Annotated in this window: 21 protein-coding genes; 7 read left to right on the forward strand and 14 right to left on the reverse strand. The window is 71.3% G+C overall.

Features of this window, described 5'->3' with window-relative positions; all coding sequences use genetic code 11:
- Positions 1-86 precede the first annotated feature (86 nt).
- Positions 87-719, forward strand: coding sequence for an O-methyltransferase (locus ACXJKD_RS06995; RefSeq protein ID WP_344130275.1), 633 nt, complete (start codon positions 87-89; stop codon positions 717-719).
- A 97-nt stretch (positions 720-816) separates the two neighbouring features.
- On the opposite strand, the gene ACXJKD_RS07000 is transcribed toward ACXJKD_RS06995, so the two are convergent.
- The 3 genes from ACXJKD_RS07000 to ACXJKD_RS07010 all read right to left on the reverse strand — a co-directional run bounded on the left by ACXJKD_RS07000 (position 817) and on the right by ACXJKD_RS07010 (position 2,972).
- A complete protein-coding gene (locus ACXJKD_RS07000) occupies positions 817-1,173 on the reverse strand; it encodes a hypothetical protein (protein WP_457253747.1) in 357 nt (118 codons plus the stop codon).
- Positions 1,170-2,693: a leucyl aminopeptidase family protein gene (locus ACXJKD_RS07005; protein WP_457253748.1), complete on the reverse strand. Its 1,524-nt coding sequence runs from the start codon at positions 2,691-2,693 to the stop codon at positions 1,170-1,172. The genes ACXJKD_RS07000 and ACXJKD_RS07005 overlap by 4 nt, the downstream gene beginning before the upstream one ends.
- 105 nt (positions 2,694-2,798) lie before the next feature.
- Positions 2,799-2,972 (reverse strand): DUF3117 domain-containing protein, encoded by a 174-nt coding sequence (locus ACXJKD_RS07010; RefSeq protein ID WP_082592686.1) that lies wholly within the window; start codon positions 2,970-2,972, stop codon positions 2,799-2,801.
- A 154-nt stretch (positions 2,973-3,126) separates the two neighbouring features.
- Between ACXJKD_RS07010 and ACXJKD_RS07015 the strand changes: the two genes are divergently transcribed.
- The gene (locus ACXJKD_RS07015) at positions 3,127-3,948 is read left to right on the forward strand and encodes an enoyl-CoA hydratase/isomerase family protein (protein ID WP_457253749.1); all 822 of its coding nucleotides are present in this window, start codon (positions 3,127-3,129) and stop codon (positions 3,946-3,948) included.
- A gap of 92 nt (positions 3,949-4,040) precedes the next feature.
- On the opposite strand, the gene ACXJKD_RS07020 is transcribed toward ACXJKD_RS07015, so the two are convergent.
- The 7 genes from ACXJKD_RS07020 to ACXJKD_RS07050 all read right to left on the reverse strand — a co-directional run bounded on the left by ACXJKD_RS07020 (position 4,041) and on the right by ACXJKD_RS07050 (position 9,036).
- Positions 4,041-5,315, reverse strand: a complete 1,275-nt coding sequence (locus ACXJKD_RS07020) for a hypothetical protein (protein WP_457253750.1) — start codon at positions 5,313-5,315, stop codon at positions 4,041-4,043.
- Entirely contained in the window at positions 5,312-6,523 is a 1,212-nt protein-coding gene (locus ACXJKD_RS07025; protein WP_457253751.1) for a hypothetical protein, read from the reverse strand. Before ACXJKD_RS07025 ends, ACXJKD_RS07020 begins: the two co-directional genes overlap by 4 nt.
- Positions 6,520-7,101: a DNA-3-methyladenine glycosylase I gene (locus tag ACXJKD_RS07030; RefSeq protein WP_457253752.1), complete on the reverse strand. Its 582-nt coding sequence runs from the start codon at positions 7,099-7,101 to the stop codon at positions 6,520-6,522. Before ACXJKD_RS07030 ends, ACXJKD_RS07025 begins: the two co-directional genes overlap by 4 nt.
- A complete protein-coding gene (locus ACXJKD_RS07035; protein ID WP_457253753.1) occupies positions 7,098-7,577 on the reverse strand; it encodes an SRPBCC family protein in 480 nt (159 codons plus the stop codon). The genes ACXJKD_RS07030 and ACXJKD_RS07035 overlap by 4 nt, the downstream gene beginning before the upstream one ends.
- Positions 7,578-7,581: 4 nt before the next feature.
- A complete protein-coding gene (locus ACXJKD_RS07040) occupies positions 7,582-7,851 on the reverse strand; it encodes a DivIVA domain-containing protein (RefSeq protein WP_457253754.1) in 270 nt (89 codons plus the stop codon).
- A gap of 37 nt (positions 7,852-7,888) precedes the next feature.
- Complete coding sequence (locus tag ACXJKD_RS07045; RefSeq protein ID WP_457253755.1) at positions 7,889-8,134, reverse strand: hypothetical protein; 246 nt, start codon at positions 8,132-8,134, stop codon at positions 7,889-7,891.
- 104 nt (positions 8,135-8,238) lie between these two features.
- Positions 8,239-9,036 carry an LOG family protein gene (locus ACXJKD_RS07050; RefSeq protein WP_457253756.1) on the reverse strand — a complete coding sequence of 266 codons (798 nt, stop codon included), beginning with the start codon at positions 9,034-9,036 and terminating at the stop codon, positions 8,239-8,241.
- 64 nt (positions 9,037-9,100) lie between these two features.
- On the opposite strand from ACXJKD_RS07050, the gene ACXJKD_RS07055 reads away from it, so the two are divergent.
- Complete coding sequence (locus tag ACXJKD_RS07055) at positions 9,101-10,453, forward strand: serine hydrolase domain-containing protein (protein ID WP_457253758.1); 1,353 nt, start codon at positions 9,101-9,103, stop codon at positions 10,451-10,453.
- 70 nt (positions 10,454-10,523) lie between these two features.
- Here the strand turns inward: ACXJKD_RS07055 and dapE are convergent, their stop codons facing one another.
- On the reverse strand, positions 10,524-11,612 hold the full coding sequence (dapE, locus tag ACXJKD_RS07060) for a succinyl-diaminopimelate desuccinylase (RefSeq protein WP_457253760.1): 1,089 nt from the start codon (positions 11,610-11,612) through the stop codon (positions 10,524-10,526).
- Positions 11,613-11,726: 114 nt separating this feature from the next.
- Between dapE and dapD the strand changes: the two genes are divergently transcribed.
- On the forward strand, positions 11,727-12,659 hold the full coding sequence (gene dapD / locus ACXJKD_RS07065; protein ID WP_457253762.1) for a 2,3,4,5-tetrahydropyridine-2,6-dicarboxylate N-succinyltransferase: 933 nt from the start codon (positions 11,727-11,729) through the stop codon (positions 12,657-12,659).
- Positions 12,646-13,533, forward strand: coding sequence for a hypothetical protein (locus ACXJKD_RS07070; protein WP_457253763.1), 888 nt, complete (start codon positions 12,646-12,648; stop codon positions 13,531-13,533). The genes dapD and ACXJKD_RS07070 overlap by 14 nt, the downstream gene beginning before the upstream one ends.
- Before the next feature lie 41 nt (positions 13,534-13,574).
- On the opposite strand, the gene ACXJKD_RS07075 is transcribed toward ACXJKD_RS07070, so the two are convergent.
- The 3 genes from ACXJKD_RS07075 to fdxA form a co-directional block, all read right to left on the reverse strand.
- Positions 13,575-14,870 (reverse strand): citrate synthase, encoded by a 1,296-nt coding sequence (locus tag ACXJKD_RS07075; RefSeq protein ID WP_457253765.1) that lies wholly within the window; start codon positions 14,868-14,870, stop codon positions 13,575-13,577.
- 110 nt (positions 14,871-14,980) lie between these two features.
- Positions 14,981-16,126: a succinyldiaminopimelate transaminase gene (dapC, locus tag ACXJKD_RS07080; RefSeq protein ID WP_457253766.1), complete on the reverse strand. Its 1,146-nt coding sequence runs from the start codon at positions 16,124-16,126 to the stop codon at positions 14,981-14,983.
- 10 nt (positions 16,127-16,136) lie between these two features.
- Positions 16,137-16,463 carry a ferredoxin gene (gene fdxA, locus ACXJKD_RS07085; protein ID WP_056924243.1) on the reverse strand — a complete coding sequence of 109 codons (327 nt, stop codon included), beginning with the start codon at positions 16,461-16,463 and terminating at the stop codon, positions 16,137-16,139.
- Positions 16,464-16,484: 21 nt separating this feature from the next.
- Here fdxA and ACXJKD_RS07090 point away from each other — a divergent pair, with 21 nt between their 5' ends.
- On the forward strand, positions 16,485-17,519 hold the full coding sequence (locus tag ACXJKD_RS07090) for a GNAT family N-acetyltransferase (RefSeq protein WP_457253768.1): 1,035 nt from the start codon (positions 16,485-16,487) through the stop codon (positions 17,517-17,519).
- A gap of 81 nt (positions 17,520-17,600) precedes the next feature.
- Positions 17,601-18,014 carry a VOC family protein gene (locus tag ACXJKD_RS07095; RefSeq protein ID WP_457253769.1) on the forward strand — a complete coding sequence of 138 codons (414 nt, stop codon included), beginning with the start codon at positions 17,601-17,603 and terminating at the stop codon, positions 18,012-18,014.
- Positions 18,015-18,038: the final 24 nt, after the last annotated feature.

Consider the following 18,038-nt stretch of genomic DNA (forward strand, 5'->3'; position numbering starts at 1 on the left):
GGCTTGCATCGTTCCCCAACAACCTGAGCGTTCCCTGTATGCCGCGGTGCCCGGTTCGCGGCGTTCGCGGCAGTAGGGTTTGGCGCATGAGCGCACAGAAGCCGGCCAGCTGGGCCTACGCCGAGGAGTTCGTCACCGAGAACGAGGTGATCGAGTCGGCGCGGCGCCGGGGCGAGGAGCTGGGGGCCACTCCGGTCGGCAACGGCGCCGGGGTGCTGCTGCGACTCCTCGCGGCTGCGGTCAAGGCCAAGTCGGTCGTCGAGGTGGGCACCGGCGCGGGCACCTCGGGTCTGTGGATGCTCCAGGGCATGCCGGAGGACGGCATCCTCACGACGATCGACGTCGAGGCCGAGCACCAGGGTGTCGCGAAGAAGGCCTATGCCGAGGCCGGCATCGCCCACCAGCGCACCCGGGTCATCACCGGTCGGGCGCTCGACGTGCTCCCCCGGATGACCGACGGCGCCTACGACATGGTGGTCATCGACGGCGACAAGGTGGAGTACCCCGAGTACGTCAGCCACGGCATCCGCCTGCTGCGTTCCGGTGGCGTGCTCGTGCTCGACAACATGCTCTGGCACGACAAGGTGGCCGACCCGGCCGCGCGCGACGAGCAGACGTCGGTGCTGCGTGACCTGGGCAAGGCGCTGCGCGACGACGAACGCCTCATCCCCGCGCTGCTGCCGGTGGGCGACGGCGTGCTGGCGGCCGTCAAGCGCTGACGCGTGGCTATCTCATGCAAAAGGCGAGTTAGCGCCGTTGTCGGGCGGCGCTAACTCGCCTTTTGCATGAGATAGCGTCGCCGGCTGCGGGGACAGGTCAGGCGGAGCCGGGACCGGGGCCGCGACGGAACCGGCCCGGACCCTCGGCGATCGCGACGACCTCGAAGGGCTCGATCAGGGTCGGCGCCGAGCCGATGATGCCGCTGCCGGCCGACTCGGCGGCGGTGGCGGAGAACTCGCGCTGGAAGTCGTCGCGGTAGACCTTCTCGTCGAAGACGTAGGTGCCCTCGAACCACTGCCCCTCGACCATCCGCCAGGTCTTGAAGGCGAGGCCGTCGAGGAACATGAACTTGGCCATCGACGTCCCGACGACGTAGTCGCGCAGCTCCTGGGCCACCCCTTCGGGTGCGGACTCCAGGGACCAGCGCACGCTCAGGCCGTATCCGGCGTTCATGACATCTCCTCCAGCCAGGTGAGCAGCAGGCGGGCACCGAAGCCCGTCCCGCCCTTGGTGAGGAGTCCGCGGTCGACGTCGGAGCGACCCACCCCGGCGATGTCGAGGTGTGCCCAGCGTCGCGCGCCCACGAACTCACGCAGGAACAATGCTGCCGAGATCGAGCCACCACCGCCTCCGGTGCCCGCGATGTGGTTGATGTCGGCCACGTCGCTGTCGAGGCCGGCCCGGTAGTCCTCCACCAGCGGCATCGGCCAGAGCAGCTCCCCGGTCGCCTCCCCCGCGGTCACGAGCGCACGGGCGAGGGCGTCGTCCGTGGCGTAGACCGGGGCCATCGACCGACCGAGCGCGACGCGGGCGGCACCGGTGAGCGTGGCGATGTCGAGGAGCACTGTCGGGTCGAGGTGCAGGTCGGCGTAGGCGAGGGCGTCGGCCATGACGATGCGTCCCTCCGCGTCGGTGTTGCCGATCTCGACGGTCCGCCCGCCGTACTGGGTGACGACGTCACCGGGCCGGTATGCCGCGCCGCCGACGCCGTTCTCGGCGAGCGCCAGCAGGCCGGTCACCTTCACCGGCACCGCGAGCTCACGACAGGCGGCCAGCACCGCGAGGACGATGGCCGCACCACTCATGTCGGTCTTCATCGCGAGCATGCCGTCGGCTGGCTTGATGTCGAGGCCGCCGGTGTCGAAGGTGATGCCCTTGCCGACGAGCACGACGCGCGGCGTGCGGGCCGTGGCGCCTTCGGGTGCGTAGTCGAGCTGCACGAGACGCGGCGGGGTGGCGGAGGCGGCGCCGACCGCCAACAGCCCGCCGAAGCCCTCGGCCTTCAGCTCACGCTCGGTCCAGACGCGCACGTCGAGCCCACTGCGGCCCGCCAGCGTCCTGGCCTGGGCGGCGACCCACGCGGGGTTCTTGGTGTTGGAGGGGACGACAGCGAGGTTGCGGGCGAGCATGGTGGCGCGGGCTCGCACCACCGAGTGCCGCACGGACGGCTCGTCGTAGGACCCGACGAGGGCGACCTCTGCCGCAGGAGCGGAGGCCGGCGCGGCGTCGTCGCGGACCCACCGCGGGCTGGCGTAGCCGCCGAGGGCCAGTCCCTCGGCCAGCGCCGCCTGGACGGCTCGGGACGTGCCGCCGCCGACCGTCGTCACCAGCGCAGCATGGCCCTTGCCCGCCCGGCCGAGCGCCGCACCGGCGGCGCGCAGGTCGGCTGCGGCGCCTCCGGCGACCCCCACGAGCAGCACCTTTCGCGCCGGGCGCTCGCCCGGCGGGAGCGGGATCGTCGTGACCGACCCGGCCTCGGGCTTGGGCTCGTAGGTGGCCGACACCGCTGCGGCGTCGAGGCCCACCAGCGTCAGCGCCTTGGCCGTGGCCCCGGTCAGCGGCAGTCCCCCGGTGGGCACCGGGAGGGCCAGCAGGAGGTCGGCGGGGTCGAGGTCGGCCAGGACGTCGGCCAAGGGCTCTGCCGAGATGGTCCAGACGCTGGCTGCCGGGTCGAGCAGTTCGGGTGCACGCACGGACTCGACCCTACCCACCCGCGGTGCGGCCGCGGCATACCCCTGCACGCGCGAGGACCCCCGCCGGCTGGTGCCGATGGGGGTCCTCGAAACGTGCGGTGGGGACTACTTCAGGCCCTCGCAGTTGGTGATCGCGTCGCCGAGGGCGCGGACCTCGTCAGGAGTCATCTCGACGACGAGGCGGCCGCCACCCTCGAGCGGCATGCGCAGGACGATGCCGCGACCTTCCTTGGTCACCTCGAGCGGGCCGTCGCCGGTCCTCGGCTTCATTGCCGCCATGAGTGTCCTTCCGTTTGGCGTGGTCTGCTGTTGGCCACGCGGATCCACGCCAGTGCCTGTGATCAGTCCCGCGCGCGCCAGATTTGCTCCATTATCCCGTGAACCACCTCACAGGCGAAATCCGGGTCCGACGACGGTCCGGCAGGATGGCGGCATGACCGACACGACCAGCGACGCGACCACCCAGCCGAGCTCCCTCGTCCTCGTCGAGCGCGACGGCGCGGTGGCCACGGTCCGCCTCAACCGACCCGACGCGATGAACTCCCTGGACATCGCCACGAAGGACGCGCTGGTCAGCGCCCTGACGGACGTCGCCCAGGACCCCAGCGTGCGCTGTGTCGTCCTGACCGGCAGCGGCCGCGCCTTCTGCGTCGGCCAGGACCTGCGCGAGCACATCACCCTGCTCCAGAACGACGACCCCTCGCTCTGGGACACCGTGGCCCGGCACTACAACCCCGTCGTCGAGCTGCTCGCGACGATGAACAAACCGGTCGTCGCAGCAGTCAACGGGGTGGCTGCGGGAGCCGGTGCCGGGTTCGCGCTGGCGGCCGACTTCCGCGTGATGGTCGACAGCGCGGGCCTCAACCTGGCGTTCGCCGGCATCGCGCTGTCGTGCGACTCCGGCACGTCCTGGTCGCTGCAGCGGATCGTCGGGCCCGCGAAGGCCAAGGAGCTGCTGCTCCTCCCCCGCACGGTGCCAGCCGAGGAGTGCCTGTCGCTAGGCCTGGTCACGCGCGTCGTCACCGCGGACGAGTTCGACGTCGCCGTGACTGAGCTGGCCACCAAGCTGGCCGCAGGGCCGACGCTCGCCTACGGGTCGATCCGGCGCGCCGTCGCGTTCAGCTCCGGTCACGGCCTGAGCGAGTCGCTGGCCACCGAGGGCGACTACATGACGCTGACCGGCGCGACCTCCGACCACCGGGCCGCCGTCGCCGCGTTCCTCGCCAAGGAGAAGCCGGTCTTCACCGGCGCGTGACCGTTGCTCCACCCAGCACAGGTTCCTTGTTGGCGGACACCCTGCAACCTGTCCCTCTGCCAGCAAAGTCTGCTAGCAAAGGTTGCTCGAGATCACGGCGGGGCTGAGGCCCAGGGGGTGTAGGTCAGCAGCGTGCAGGTGAACCAGAACAGCCCCACCAGGAGCACCAGCGCGACCACGCCCACCCGGCGGCGCCAGTGCGCCACCACCTTGGCGCCCGTGGACGTCCGCATCGCCACCGAGGCGACCACGGCAGCGAGCGGGAAGTCGAGCAGGAGGAAGCGCCACATGCTCGTGATCGGGCGCACCACCGCGAGCAGGTACAACGGGTAGGCCAGCGCCCAGACCCGCAGCTCGACAGCCAACCATCGGCCGTGCCGACCGAGGATCAGCGCGATGTAGGTCGCGACGAGCCCCACGAGGATGACCACCCCGACGAGGCCGTGGGCCTCCCACGCCCAGGAGAGCCAGAGCACGAACGGGCCGGACTCGGGCTTCTGGCCCCACGCGGCCTGCACGTCGAAGAACGCCCTGGGCAGGCCGCTGGTGATGCCGACGACCACCGGCCACGCGATGGACGACACGGCGGTCGCGACGAGCATGAGCGCCGCGGTCACCCGCTGGCCGCGCAGCGGTGTCACCCCGGCCACGCGGTCGTCGCGCCACCGCAGCACGAGGTGGGCGATCGCCGCGCAGGCGATGCCGGGGGCAGCCGCTCGGGTGAAGCCGAGTGCGAGCACGAGGACGACGACCCAGGCGTAGCGCCGCTGCATGAGCAGGAGCAGCGACCCCGCGATGAGCACTCCGGCCAGCGCCTCGGTGTACGGCATCACGAGGATGCCCGTCGCCGGGTAGAGGCACCAGAGCGCCCCGGTCACGAGGGCGAGGCGCTCCCGGGCCGGTTGGGGCGAGGCGTGCAGCGCGAAGTTGAAGCAGCGCCAGACCAGCAGCGTGCAGACGGCACCCAGCACGAGGTTGAGGCCCACCCCGGCCACCTCGAACGAGAGGCCGGTGAGCATCAGCCCGCGAACCAGGAAGGGGAAGGCCGGGTAGAACGCCCACGCGCTGTACGTCAACAGGCCCGTGTCGGGGTCGGCCGGCAGCGGGACCGGGTAGCCCTGGGTCGCGACCCGGCGGTACCAGATGCTGTCCCAGTTGCCGAGCATGTCGCCCACCGTCGGGTCGAGGTGGCCCACCCCGGCGGGGGTCTGGAACCACGTCGCGGCGACCCAGATGGCGACCAGCGCGATGACCCGGGTCACGGCATACACGAGGAGCAGGAAGACGACGGGACGCCGCAACGCCCACTTCCCCACTGCGCTGCGCCCCTGGGAGGTCACGACGGCGCGCAGCCCGGTCACGGTCACGGCGGGTAGTCCGAGGGCGGGACGTAGACGAGCAGCTTCCAGATCCACATGGCCTGCCCGGCGATGCCGATGGCGACGAGGATGCTGACCTTCGTCCAGAGGTACCGGACCCGCCGCTGGACCCCCGCCCCGCCGAGGACCCCCGCCCCGCCGAGGACCACCGCGATCAGCGGGAACAGCGGGATGGCGTAGCGGAAGATGCTCGTGAACGGGTCGAGCACGACGGCGAGGTAGGCCGGGTAGGCCAGGCACCACGCACGCAGCTCGGTGCCCAGCCGGGTCGCCCAGGGGCCGCAGGTGAGCACGACGATGGTCGTCGCCAGGGCAGCCAGCGCGACCGGGCCGTAGACGGCGCCACCCTCGAAGTCCCGGAAGGTCCACTGGGACATCCCCAGCCAGGGTTTGAACGGGGTGATGACGTTGCCCACCCGCCAGGCCGCCATCGTGTCGGTGTAGGCACTTCGCACCCCGGTCACCTGCCAGGCGATCAGCGGCCACGCCACGGCACCGACGGCAGAGGCAACCAGGGCGAAGGCGCCGGCGGCGTACTCACCGGGCTCGACCGGGTCGACGGCGCGACGACGCCACCGCAGCAGCAGCATCAGTGCGACGACGATCGCCACCGGCACGGCGATCGGCCGGGTGACACCCAGCACGAGGGCCAGGGCGCCGGTCATGACCCAGTTGCGTCGGATCAGCGCCCAGAGCAGGCCGCAGAGCACCAGCATGGCGATCGCCTCGGTGTAGGCGATCTGCAACGAGACGGCCGCGGGGAAGGCCCCCCACACCGCGACCGTCGCGAGCGCGACCCGGGGGCCGACCCGCTCGGCCAGGAGCCGGCCCATGATGAGCGCCGCCCCCAGGCCGCACAGCAGCGAGAGCGTCGACGCCACGACCGGGAAGCCCAGGTGCGTCACGGACATGAGCAGCCGCGCGAGGATCGGGAACAGCGGGTAGAAGGCCCAGGCGTTCTGGGACACCCGACCGCTTCCGGGGTCGACGGGCAGGACGTGGGGGTAGCCGTGCTCGGCGACGTGGCGGTACCAGCTGCCGTCCCACAGCACCGTCATGTCGATCGGCTCGACGGTCGGCCCGGTCCAGTCGGGCATGACGACCTGGTCGCGGCTGGCCAGCACGAGCAGCACCGCCGACACGGCCCGCAGCGCGAGGTAGACCAACGCCACCCTCACGCCGAGGGTGCGCATCATCGGGCTCCGCCCGCCCGGTGGCAGCCGGCCAGGTGGTCGTCCACTAGGCCGCAAGCCTGCATCGCGGCATACATCGTCGTGGGGCCGACGAAGACGAAGCCGGCCTTCTTCAGGGCCTTGGCCAGCGCGACGGACTCCGGCGAGGTCGCCCGGAAGTCGGCCGTCGTCTGCGGCGGGACGTGGTGCTCGGGCACGTGCGACCAGACCAGCTCGTCGAGCCCTCCCGCCGCACGCAAGGCGAGCACCGCCGCGGCGTTCGTGATCGCGGCGTCGACCTTGAGCCGGTTGCGGACGATGCCGGTGTCGGCCATGAGCCGGGCCCGGTCGGCGTCGTCGAACTGGGCCACCACCTCGGGGTCGAACCCGGCGAAGGCGGTGCGGAACCCTTCGCGCTTGCGCAGGATCGTGATCCACGCCAGGCCGGACTGGAACGCCTCGAGGGTGAGCCGCTCGTAGAGGGCTCGCTCGCCGTGGACGGGCACTCCCCACTCGGTGTCGTGGTAGTCGAGGTAGTCGGGAGTCGAGCCCGCCCAGGCGCAGCGCGTGACCCCGTCGTCGCCGACGATGAGTCCGCTCACCGCCCGGCCTCCCGGCCCGCGGCCCGCGCTCGCTGCTCGGCGCGCGCGAGCATGGCGTCGACGGCCCGACCGTAGAGCCGCTCGCTGGCCCGGGTCAGCAGCGGCGCGAACAGCCGCTTGAACGGCAGCGGCCTCACCACCACGCCCTCATGCCAGTCCAGACGAGTGCCGGCACCCTCGGGTTCGACCCGGACCTCGGCCCAGCCGCCGAGCAGTCGCCCGGTCTTGACGATGCGGAAGGATCCGCGCCCGTCGTCGCCCGGAGGCGCCCACGCCGACACCAGCATCGAGTCGGAGAACCCGACCGGCCCGAGACCGCTGACCCCCGCGAAGCCCCAGCCCAGCCGGGGACCGCCCGCGTCGACCCGCATGCGGGTCAACGGCATCCAGTCACCGTATGCCGCGAAGTCGGTCACGACGTCCCACACCGTCGCGGGTGGCGCGGCGCACAGGCGGGTGAGGTGGAAGTCAGCCATGGGGTCAGCGGTGCTGGTCCCCGGCCTCGAGCTCCGCGATCCTGGTCTGGAGCTGGTCGAGCACGGCGTCGACCTGGTCCATGCGGTAGCCACGCAGCGCGGTGTCGAACCGCACCGCCGCGATCTCCCCGGGACCGAACTCCTCGGACAGCACCGGGTCGGCCTGGGTCGTGGTGGCCTCGGACAAGGGGTCGTAGCCGACCCGCCCCACGATGAGGGCGGCGAACCCCCCGACGAGGAGCACGCCGACGGCGATGAAGAAGACCCAGATCACGGGCCGATCGTCGCACGAGTTGCTGACGACGACCTAGTCAGCCCGCCGTACCGAGGTCACGGACGTCGTCGTCGGACTGGCCGATCGCGGTGCGCGTCAGCATCTCGACGAACTCGGGGACGTCCTCGGGGGCGAGGCGCAGGGTGGCCCGGCACACGGTGTCCTGCCAGATCGACAGGACCACCCGGCCGGACTCGGGGTGACCGGAGATGCGCAGCGTGCGACCAGCGACGTCCCGACCGACGATGACGTCACCATGGCGCGGCAGCGGCGAGATGGTCACCGACCCATCATCCAATGAGCCGACCAGTCCCGTCCATCCCCCGCTTTCCGGGTCGAGCGCCTCGGACGGCGCCATGGCCCCGTCCCAGACACCCGAGCTGGTCGCTACTCGGGGCGCTTGGGTGCGACCTGGTCGTCGGCCTCGGTCACGAGGCGGACCGCCTCGTCCACGTCGTCCGTGAGGTGCAGCAGGTCGACGTCCTTCAGGCTGACCGTGCCGGCCTCGAGGACGGTGCTGCGCAGCCAGTCGAAGAGGCCACCCCAGTACTCGGTGCCCATCAGCACGATCGGGAACGACGTGACCTTCTGGGTCTGCACGAGCGTCACCGCCTCGAACAGCTCGTCCAGCGTGCCGAACCCACCGGGCAGGACGATGAACCCCTGTGCGTATTTCACGAACATCGTCTTGCGCGCGAAGAAGTAGCGGAAGTTCACGCCGAGGTTCACGTGCTCGTTCAGGCCCTGCTCGAACGGCAGCTCGATACCGAGGCCGACCGACGCACCGCCGGCGTCACGGGCACCCTTGTTGGCCGCCTCCATGGCGCCGGGACCGCCACCGGTGATCACGGCATACCCCTGCTCCACGAGGCGACGCCCCACCTGGGTGGCCAGCTCGTAGAAGGGCGTGCCGGGCTTGGTGCGCGCCGACCCGAAGACGCTCACGGCGGGCCCGAGCTCGGCCAGCGCGCCGAAGCCCTCCACGAACTCGCTCTGGATCCGCATGACGCGCCAGGGGTCGGTGTGCAGCCAGTCGCTCGGGCCGCGGCTGTCGAGGAGTCGCTGGTCGGTGGTCGTCCCGGGCACCCGCGAACCACGCAGCGTCACCGGACCCGTGTGGTAGTCGAATCCCGAGTAGTCGTCGTCGCGCTCGGTGGCGCCGGAGGTCTGCGTCTCGTCGGTCACGGAGCCAACCTACGCGAGCGGCACGGGCCCGCCTGCCAGGACCGCGGTCGCTAGGGTCGACGGCGTGGACACCACCTTGCAGCACGCCACCGTCCGACGACTGCGCGACCTCGCCATCGACCGCCAGCGCACCGGTCGGGTGCCGGGTGTGGCGGCTGCCGTCGTCCGCCGTGGGGAGCTCCTCTGGTCTGACGGGGTCGGCACCGTCGACGTGGCCGCGCCCCGCGTGCCGGGCCCCGACGACCAGTTCCTCGTCGCCTCGAACACCAAGACCTTCACCGCCGTGCTGGTGATGGCCTTGCGTGACGAAGGTCGGCTCGACCTCGACGACACCGTGGACCAGCACCTGCCGGAGGTGCAGCACCGGGCGACCGTGCGGCAGGCCCTCTCCCACGCGACCGGCCTGGCCCGCGAACCCCTCGGCGACGTCTGGGAGACCCTCGACCAGCCCGACGCCGCAACCCTGGTGAGCGACTTCAACTCGATCGAGCGGGTCGGGCGGCCGCACGACCACTGGCACTACTCCAACGTCGTGTATGCCGTGCTGGGCCAGCTCGTGGAGCGCCTCGACGGCCGTTCGTGGGAGGAGTCGCTGCGGGCGCGGATCCTCGAGCCCCTGGGCATGACCCGCACCACGGTCGGCTTCGACGACGGCCCCCGGGCGACCGGCTACCACGTGCAGCCGTTCCACGACGTGCCCCGCGTCGAGCCGGTGGTCGACCTGCGGGCCATGGGCCCGTGCGGCGCCCTGGCGAGCACCGTCACGGACCTCGCGAAGTGGTCGGGCTTCGTGGCCGACCCGGACGCCGCCATCCTGTCGCCCGACACCCTCGAGGAGATGTGCCAACCGCAGCTGATGGTCGACCCCGACGGCTGGGGCGGTGCCATGGGCCTGGGCTTCTTCCTGATGCGCTCGCCCGGCAAGCGGACATGGGTCGGGCACACCGGCGGCATGCCGGGCCAGGTGACCGGCGTGTTCACCCACCGGGAGAGCGGCACCGGAGGGATCGTGCTCATGAACAGCTCCTCCTCCCCCGACCCTGCGGCGTTCGCGATCGCCCTGGGTGAGCACGTCCTCGAGCACGACCCGGCCGAGGCCGAGCCGTGGCGACCGGGCACCTCCGTGCCCGAGGACCTCGAGCCGCTGCTGGGCCGATGGTTCTCCGAGGGGTCCGGCTACACCTTCTCCGTCCGCGAAGGACGACTCGAGGCGCGGGCCGACAGCGCACCCGCGGACCGCCCCCCGTCCGTCTTCGAGCGCCTCGACGACACGACGTTCCGCACCGTCTCGGGTCGAGAGCGTGGTGAGACGCTGCGGGTCACCCACGACGCCGAGGGTGCCGTGGTGAAGCTGAACTGGGCGACCTACCTCGTCAGTCGCGCGCCCCTGGGGTTCGGCGAGTCACCCGAGGGGTGACGGGGGGCCGGAACGGGCTCTGGCGGCATACGCCTCGTGCCCAGATGCCTCCCGCTCGGGTGACGCGCGATCAGGCCAGCCAGCGCAGCAGCGCGGCCTCGGCCGACTCGAGCTGGCCCACGGGCACCCGCTCGTGGTCGTGGTGGGCGAGGTTGGGGTCGCCCGGTCCGAAGTTCACGGCGGCGATCCCCATCTCGGAGAAGCGGGCCACGTCGGTCCACCCCTCCTTGGCGATGACCGGCACCGCGAGGGCCTCGACGAAGGCCTTCGCGGCCGGGAGGTCGAGGCCGGGGCGGGCCCCGGGGGCGTTGTCGAGGCAGACCACGTCGTAGCCGTCGAACAGGTCCTGCACGTGGTGCAGGGCCTCGTCGGCCGACTTGTCGGGGGCATAGCGGTAGTTGACCGTGATGACGCACTCGTCGGGGATGACGTTGCCGGCGATGCCTCCGCGGATGCCGGCGGCGTTCATGGCCTCGTGGTAGTCGAGCCCGTCGACGGTCACGGTCGAGGTCTCGTAGGCGGTCAACCGGGTGAGCACCGCGGTCGCGTCGTGGATGGCGTTGCGGCCGTTCCACGGACGAGCCGAGTGGGCGGCGACCCCCTTGACCGTGACGTCGACGCGCAGGGTGCCCTTGCACCCACCCTCGACCTGGCTCGCGGTGGGCTCCAGGAGCACCGCGAAGTCGGCGTCGTCGATGAGCTCGGGGCGCTGCTGCTGCACGTGGAGCAGGCCATTGAACCGGCTGTCGATCTCCTCGCCCTCGTAGAACACGAAGGTGAGGTCGCGGCTCGGCTCGGCCACCAGGGCCGCCTTGAGCTGGACCGCCACGCCACCCTTCATGTCGACGGTGCCCCGGCCCACGAGGTCGTCACCGTCCCGCCGGGTGGGGAGGTTGGCGGGCTCCTTGGTGAGCGGGACCGTGTCGATGTGTCCTGCGAGGACGACCCGCTCGTCGCGACCGAGCTCGGTGCGGGCGACCAGGGTGTTGCCGATCCGCGTCAGGGCCAGGTGGCTGAGGGGGGCCAGCGACGCCTCGATGGCGTCACAGACCGCCGCCTCGTCGCGGCTCACGGACTCGATGTCGCAGAGCGCTGCCGTGAGCGTGACGATGTCCGCGGAGAGGTCGAGTGGCACGGTGTCGACAGGTGAGTTCGCCATGCCCGAACCCTATCCACCGCCAGTTGTTCGGAGGATCCGCCGGGTCCTGGCACGGCAGATCTTCCGAACACCCGCGGGTCCGGGCGACACCCCTTCGTCTCGTAGGCTGGCCCCATGAGCAGCGCACGCACGGCCTGGGGCCACGGACTCGCGACGATCCACGACAGTGGCGCCGTCCTCGACACCTGGTACCCGCAGCCCGTCCTCGGCGACCGGCCGTCGGAGGCACCGACTCCGGCCGAGCTCGAGGCGCTGGTCGGCAAGGACGACGTGCGCAAGGTCCGCCGCGAGGTGGTCACCACCGAGATCGACCTCGACGCCGCCCCCGTCGACCCGGCTGACGCCTACCTGCGCCTCCACCTGCTCTCCCACACCCTCGTCGCCCCCAACACCATCAACCTCGACGGCCTGTTCGGCGTGCTGGTCAACGTCGTCTGGACGACCCAGGGGCCGTGCGCCGTCGACGGGTTCGAGCTGACCCGGGCCGGGCTGCAGGCCCGTGGCCCCGTGCAGGTCCTGGGCGTCGACAAGTTCCCGCGGATGACCGACTACATCGTGCCCGCCGGGGTGCGGATCGGTGACGCCGACCGGGTCCGCCTGGGCGCCCACCTCGCCCCGGGGACGACCGTCATGCACGAGGGCTTCGTCAACTTCAACGCCGGCACCCTCGGCCACTCCATGGTCGAGGGCCGGATCAGCCAGGGCGTCGTGGTCGGCAACGGCTCCGACATCGGTGGAGGCGCGTCCACCATGGGCACCCTGTCGGGCGGCGGCACGGCTCGCGTGAGCATCGGCGAGCGCTGCCTGCTCGGGGCCGAGTCGGGCCTGGGCATCGCCCTCGGCGACGACTGCGTGCTCGAGGCCGGCCTCTACCTCACGGCCGGCACGAAGGTGACGCTCACGGACGGTCGGGTGGTCAAGGCCCGCGAGCTCTCTGGCCAGTCCAACCTGCTCTTCATCCGCAACTCGGTCACCGGCACGGTGGAGGCCCGCGCGCGTGACGGCCACGGCATCGTCCTGAACTCGGCCCTGCATGCCAACGACTAGGCGCGGCGGCGTCGTCCTCTCGGAGCAACGGCCCCCTTCGCGGACCCGCACGCTGGCCACCCGCTTCGTGCTCCTGCTGTTCGCCGCTGGACTCGTGGTCGCCGGCGTGGTCGGCGGCCGAGGGCTGGTCAGCAACTTCGGCGGCCCGCGCTGCCAGGCGTCCGCAGGTGGGGCGAAGGTCGACTTCGACCCCAGCCAGACGGCATACGCGGCCACGATCGAGGCGGTGGCCGAGAAGCGGGGGCTGCCTGCGCGCGCCGCCACCATCGCGATCGCGACGGCGATCCAGGAGTCCAAGCTGCGCAACCTGAAGTACGGCGACCGCGACTCAGTCGGGCTGTTCCAGCAGCGGCCGAGCCAGGGCTGGGGCACGGTCGACCAGATCCTCGACCCGGTCTACGCCACCAACAAGTTCTACGACGCGCTGGTGAAGGTCGACGGCTACGAGAACATGCGGATCACCGAGATCGCGCAGGAGGTGCAGAAGAGCGCCTACCCCGAGGCGTACGCCGACCACGAGACCGAGGGCCGGCTGCTCGCCTCGACCCTCAGCGGCCACTCACCTGAGGGCATGGGCTGCCGCCTCGACGACGCCACGTCCGGCGACCCCGCGGCGCTGAAGTCCGCGCTGTCGAAGGAGCTCGGCGTCAAGGCCAGCGTCAGCGGTCGCACCCTGACCGTGGCTGCCGGTTCCGAGCGCGCCGCCTGGAGTGCCGGTGCGTATGCCGTGGCGAAGGCCTCGGTGCACGGCGCCACGTCGGTGCAGGTCGGCTCCCGCGAGTGGACCCGCACGCGGAACTCCTCCGGCTGGGAGTGGCACGACGCGAAGAAGGGCGGCCTGGCCAACACCGTGACCGTCACCTTCGCCCCCTGACCACCCGTCGGCACTGGGCGCGACGTGAAGGTGCGGGAGGGTCAGCGGGTGGTCATGGCGACGTAGTCGCGCTCGGTGGCACCGGTGTAGATCTGGCGCGGGCGGCCGATCTTGGTCTGCGGGTCCTCGATCATCTCGCGCCACTGGGCGATCCAGCCGGGCAGCCGGCCGAGCGCGAAGAGCACGGTGAACATCCGCTCGGGGAAGCCCATCGACTTGTAGATCAGGCCGGTGTAGAAGTCGACGTTCGGGTAGAGCTTGCGCTCCACGAAGTAGTCGTCCTCGAGGGCCCGCTGCTCGAGCTGGAGCGCGATGTCGAGCAGGGGGTCGGAGACGCCGTCCTTGGTGAGGATCTTGTCGGCCGTCTTCTTGATGATGGCGGCGCGCGGGTCGTAGTTCTTGTAGACCCGGTGGCCGAAGCCCATCAGCTTGACCCCGTCCTCCTTGTTCTTGACCTTCTTGACGAAGGTGTCGACGTCGCCGCCATCCTGGTGGATCGTGTTGAGCATCTCCAGGACCGCCTGGTTGGCGCCTCCGTGCAGCGGCCCGAACAGGGCGTTGATGCCGGCCGAGATCGACGCGAACAGGTTGGCGTTGGACGAACCGACCAAGCGCACCGTCGAGGTCGAGCAGTTCTGCTCGTGGTCGGCGTGCAGGATGAGGAGCAGGTCGAGCGCCTTGACCATGTCCTCGTCCATGTCGTAGGGCTCGGCGGGGAAGCCGAACGTCATGCGCAGGAAGTTCTCCGGCACGGACAGGGAGTTGTCGGGGTAGAGGAACGGCTGGCCGACCGACTTCTTGTAGGCGTAGGCCGCGATGGTCGGCAGCTTGGCCAGCAGGCGGACCGTGGAGATCTCCACCTGCTCCTTGTCGAACGGGTCGAGGCTGTCCTGGTAGAAGGTCGAGAGCGCGGACACCGCGGACGACAGCACCGGCATCGGGTGGGCGTCGCGGGGGAAGCCGCCGAAGAAGGCCTTGAGGTCCTCGTGCAGCAGCGTGTGGCGCCGGATCTTCTGGTCGAAGTCGTCGAGCTGGGCCTGGGTGGGGAGCTCGCCGTAGATGAGGAGGTAGGAGACCTCGAGGAAGCTCGACTTCTCGGCCAGCTGCTCGATCGGGTAGCCGCGGTAGCGCAGGATCCCCTCGTCGCCGTCGATGTAGGTGATGGCGCTGCTGCACGACGCGGTGTTGACGAACCCGCTGTCGAGCGTGACGTTGCCAGTCACCTTCATCAGCTTGGAGATCTCGTAGCCGTCGTTGCCCTCGGAAGCCTTGACCAGGGGGAGGTCGAGGGTCTTGTCCCCGGCCGTCAGGGTGGCGCCAGCAGTTGCGTCAGTCATGCGAAATCCATCCTCCACGTGATGCGGGCGCCCAGATCCGTGTGCCACCGGGCGCTTCCCGCGCACTGCGACGCTACCCCACCATCGCGGGCCTCAGGGAATCGACCCGACTAGCGCGCGAGACGCTCGGCCGCTGCGGCGATGCGCTCGTCGGTGGCGGTGAGGGCGATGCGCACGTGCTCACGTCCGGCCTCGCCGTAGAAGCTGCCGGGCGCCACGAGTATGCCGCGCGCGGCCATCGCGTCGACGGTCGCCCAGGCGTCCTCACCCCGCGTCGCCCAGAGGTAGAGGCCCGCGTCGGAGTGGTCGACCCGCATCCCGAAGCCCTCGACGGCAGCGCGCAACGTGGCTCGCCGCGCGGCATACCTGGCCTTCTGGTCGGCCACGTGGACGTCGTCGCCGAGCGCGACCGTGAGGGCCTGCTGCACCGGCCACGGCACGATCATCCCGGCGTGCTTGCGCACCTCGAGCAGGCGTCGCACGAGCGCCACGTCGCCGGCGACGAACGCGGCTCGGTAGCCGGCGAGGTTGGACTGCTTGCTCAGCGAGTAGACGGCGAGCAGCCCGTCGTGGCTGCCGCCGCAGACCCGCGGGTCGAGGATGCTCGGCGTCGTCGGAGCGGCGTCGTCGCCGCCATCCGGTCGCCAGTCGAGCTCGGCGTAGCACTCGTCGCTGGCCACCACGACGCCGTGCTGGCGCGCCCAGGCGACCACCTTGGCGAGGTGGTCGATGCCGAGGACGCGGCCGGTCGGGTTGCTCGGACTGTTGAGCCACAAGAGCTTTGGCGTCGTGGCGGCGGTCAGCGGGCCCAACGCGGCGAGGCCGTCGACCACCTGCGGCCGAGCCCCCGCCAGGCGCGCGCCCACGTCGTAGGTCGGGTAGGCCACCCCGGGGAAGCCCACGATGTCGCCCTCCCCCAGACCCAGCAGGGTCGGCAGCCACGCGACGAGCTCCTTCGAGCCCACCGTCGGCATGACCCCGTCGGGGTCGAGGTCCGGCACCCCGCGCCGGCGGGCGAACCACGTCGCCACCGCCTCGCGGAGCTGGGACGTGCCGTAGGTCTGTGGGTAGCCCGGCGCGTCAGCGGCGGCCCGCAGCGCCTCCTGCACGACCTCGGGGGTCGGGTCGACGGGCGTACCGACCGACAGGTCGACGATCCCGCCGCCGGGCTCGCCAGCAGAGAAGGAACTCGCCCGCTCCTTGTACGGAGCGAGCGAGTCCCAGGGAAAGTCAGGCAGAGCCCGCAGGCTCGTCACGTGGCGTCGCTCACTCGTCGTGGACCTGCGGCGGCAGGTCGGCGATCAGCGGGTGGTCCTTGGGGATCAGGCCCAGCTTGGCCGCACCGCCCGGGCTCCCGAGGTCGTCGAAGAACTCGACGTTCGCCTTGTAGTAGTCGGCCCACTGCTCGGGGGTGTCGTCCTCGTAGTAGATCGCCTCGACGGGGCAGACCGGCTCGCACGCACCGCAGTCGACACACTCGTCCGGGTGGATGTAGAGGGACCGCTCACCTTCGTAGATGCAGTCGACCGGACATTCCTCGATGCAGGCCTTGTCCTTGAGGTCCACACAAGGCTGGGCGATCACGTACGTCATGCCGCACATACTATGCGGCTCATGTCGGCAGACGTCAGCAACCTCCCCCTCGGGTCCCGAGTCGTGGTCAGGTGGCGGCTGGAGACACCGGACCCGACCACCGGCGCGACGCTCACCGACGCAGTCGGCACGCTCGTCGCCCGCGACGCGCAGAGCGTCCAGGTCGAGACGTCCCGCGGCGTCGTGACGATCGAGGTCGCGCGGGTGACGGCCGCCAAGGAGGTGCCGCCGAAGCCGTCCAGGCGAGGCGCGGCCCACCTCGCCCTGACGATCGAGGACCTGCAGCGGGTGATGACGCCCGCGTGGGGAGCGGTCGAGCGCGCGACCGTCGGCGACTGGGCGCTGCGCGCCTCCGCCGGCTACACCCAGCGCGGCAACTCCGTGGTGCCCGTCGGCGACCCCGGCAAGCCCCTCGCCGACGCCGTCGCGGACGTCGAGGACTGGTATGCCGCGCGCGGACTCCCAGCCAAGTTCGCCCTCGCCGGGCCCGAGGGCTTCGACCCCGCCGACGACCCGTTGGGTGCGCTCCTCCTGGGTCGGGGCTACCTGGTGGGCAGCCGCACCCTCAACCTCACGGCCGCGCGGGAGACCATCGCCGCAGCCGATCCCGGCGGCCCGGCCGTGACTCTCGGCAGCGAGCTCACGCCCCAGTGGCTGGAGGCCTACCGGCTCACCCGCGCGACCGTGCCGGGCGCCACCGAGGCGGTCCTCCGGGACAGCCCCCGCGTGGTCTTCGCGAGCATCACGCCCGGCGGAGGCCTGTCGCAGCAGCTCGGCCTGCGCGCTGCGGATGCCGCCGGGACCAGACCGATCGCGTTGGCACGCATGGGAATCGGTGCCGGATGGGCGGGGCTTGGCGCGGTCTGGACCGACCCGGCATACCGAGGTCGCGGACTGGCCGCCCACCTCACCGCTGCCCTCGCGGCACACCTGCGCCACGAGGACATCGGGCTGATCCACCTCCAGGTGGAGCACGACAACGACACCGCGGTCCGTCTCTACCGGCGGCTCGGCTTCGACGTCCACTCGTCGTACGCCTACCTCACCCAGGGCTGACCAGCCCGACGCCTCGCGTCGCCGGACCCGCACACCGAAACCGGCTGGCGCGCAGTCGTCCGGAACGGCCAGAGTGACGCCATGACGTCACGCATCTCGCACACCAGCATCGACTCGCGCAACGCCCACGACCAGTCGGTCTGGTGGGGCCAGGTCCTGGGCTTCTCCGAGGACCCCCGCGACCCCAACCTCCCGGGTCACGAGGAGTGCATGATCTTCTCGCCGGACGGCCGCCAGCGGGTGCTCTTCATCGAGGTGCCGGAGGGCAAGACGGTCAAGAACCGCGTGCACTTCGACCTCTGGCCGACCGACCGCACCATGAACGAGGAGGTCGAGCGGCTGTTCGGGGCCGGCGCGACGCTCGTGCACGACCTGCGCGACCACCACGGACCCGGCACGGGCTGGGTCACGCTGGCCGACCCGGAGGGCAACGAGTTCTGCGTGCTGCGCAGCGAGTCCGAACGACCGGACCCCTACGCCCACCTCGTGAGGTAGACCGAATAGGTCGGGTCGCCCGGC

This window comes from Pedococcus sp. P5_B7 (assembly GCF_054049895.1).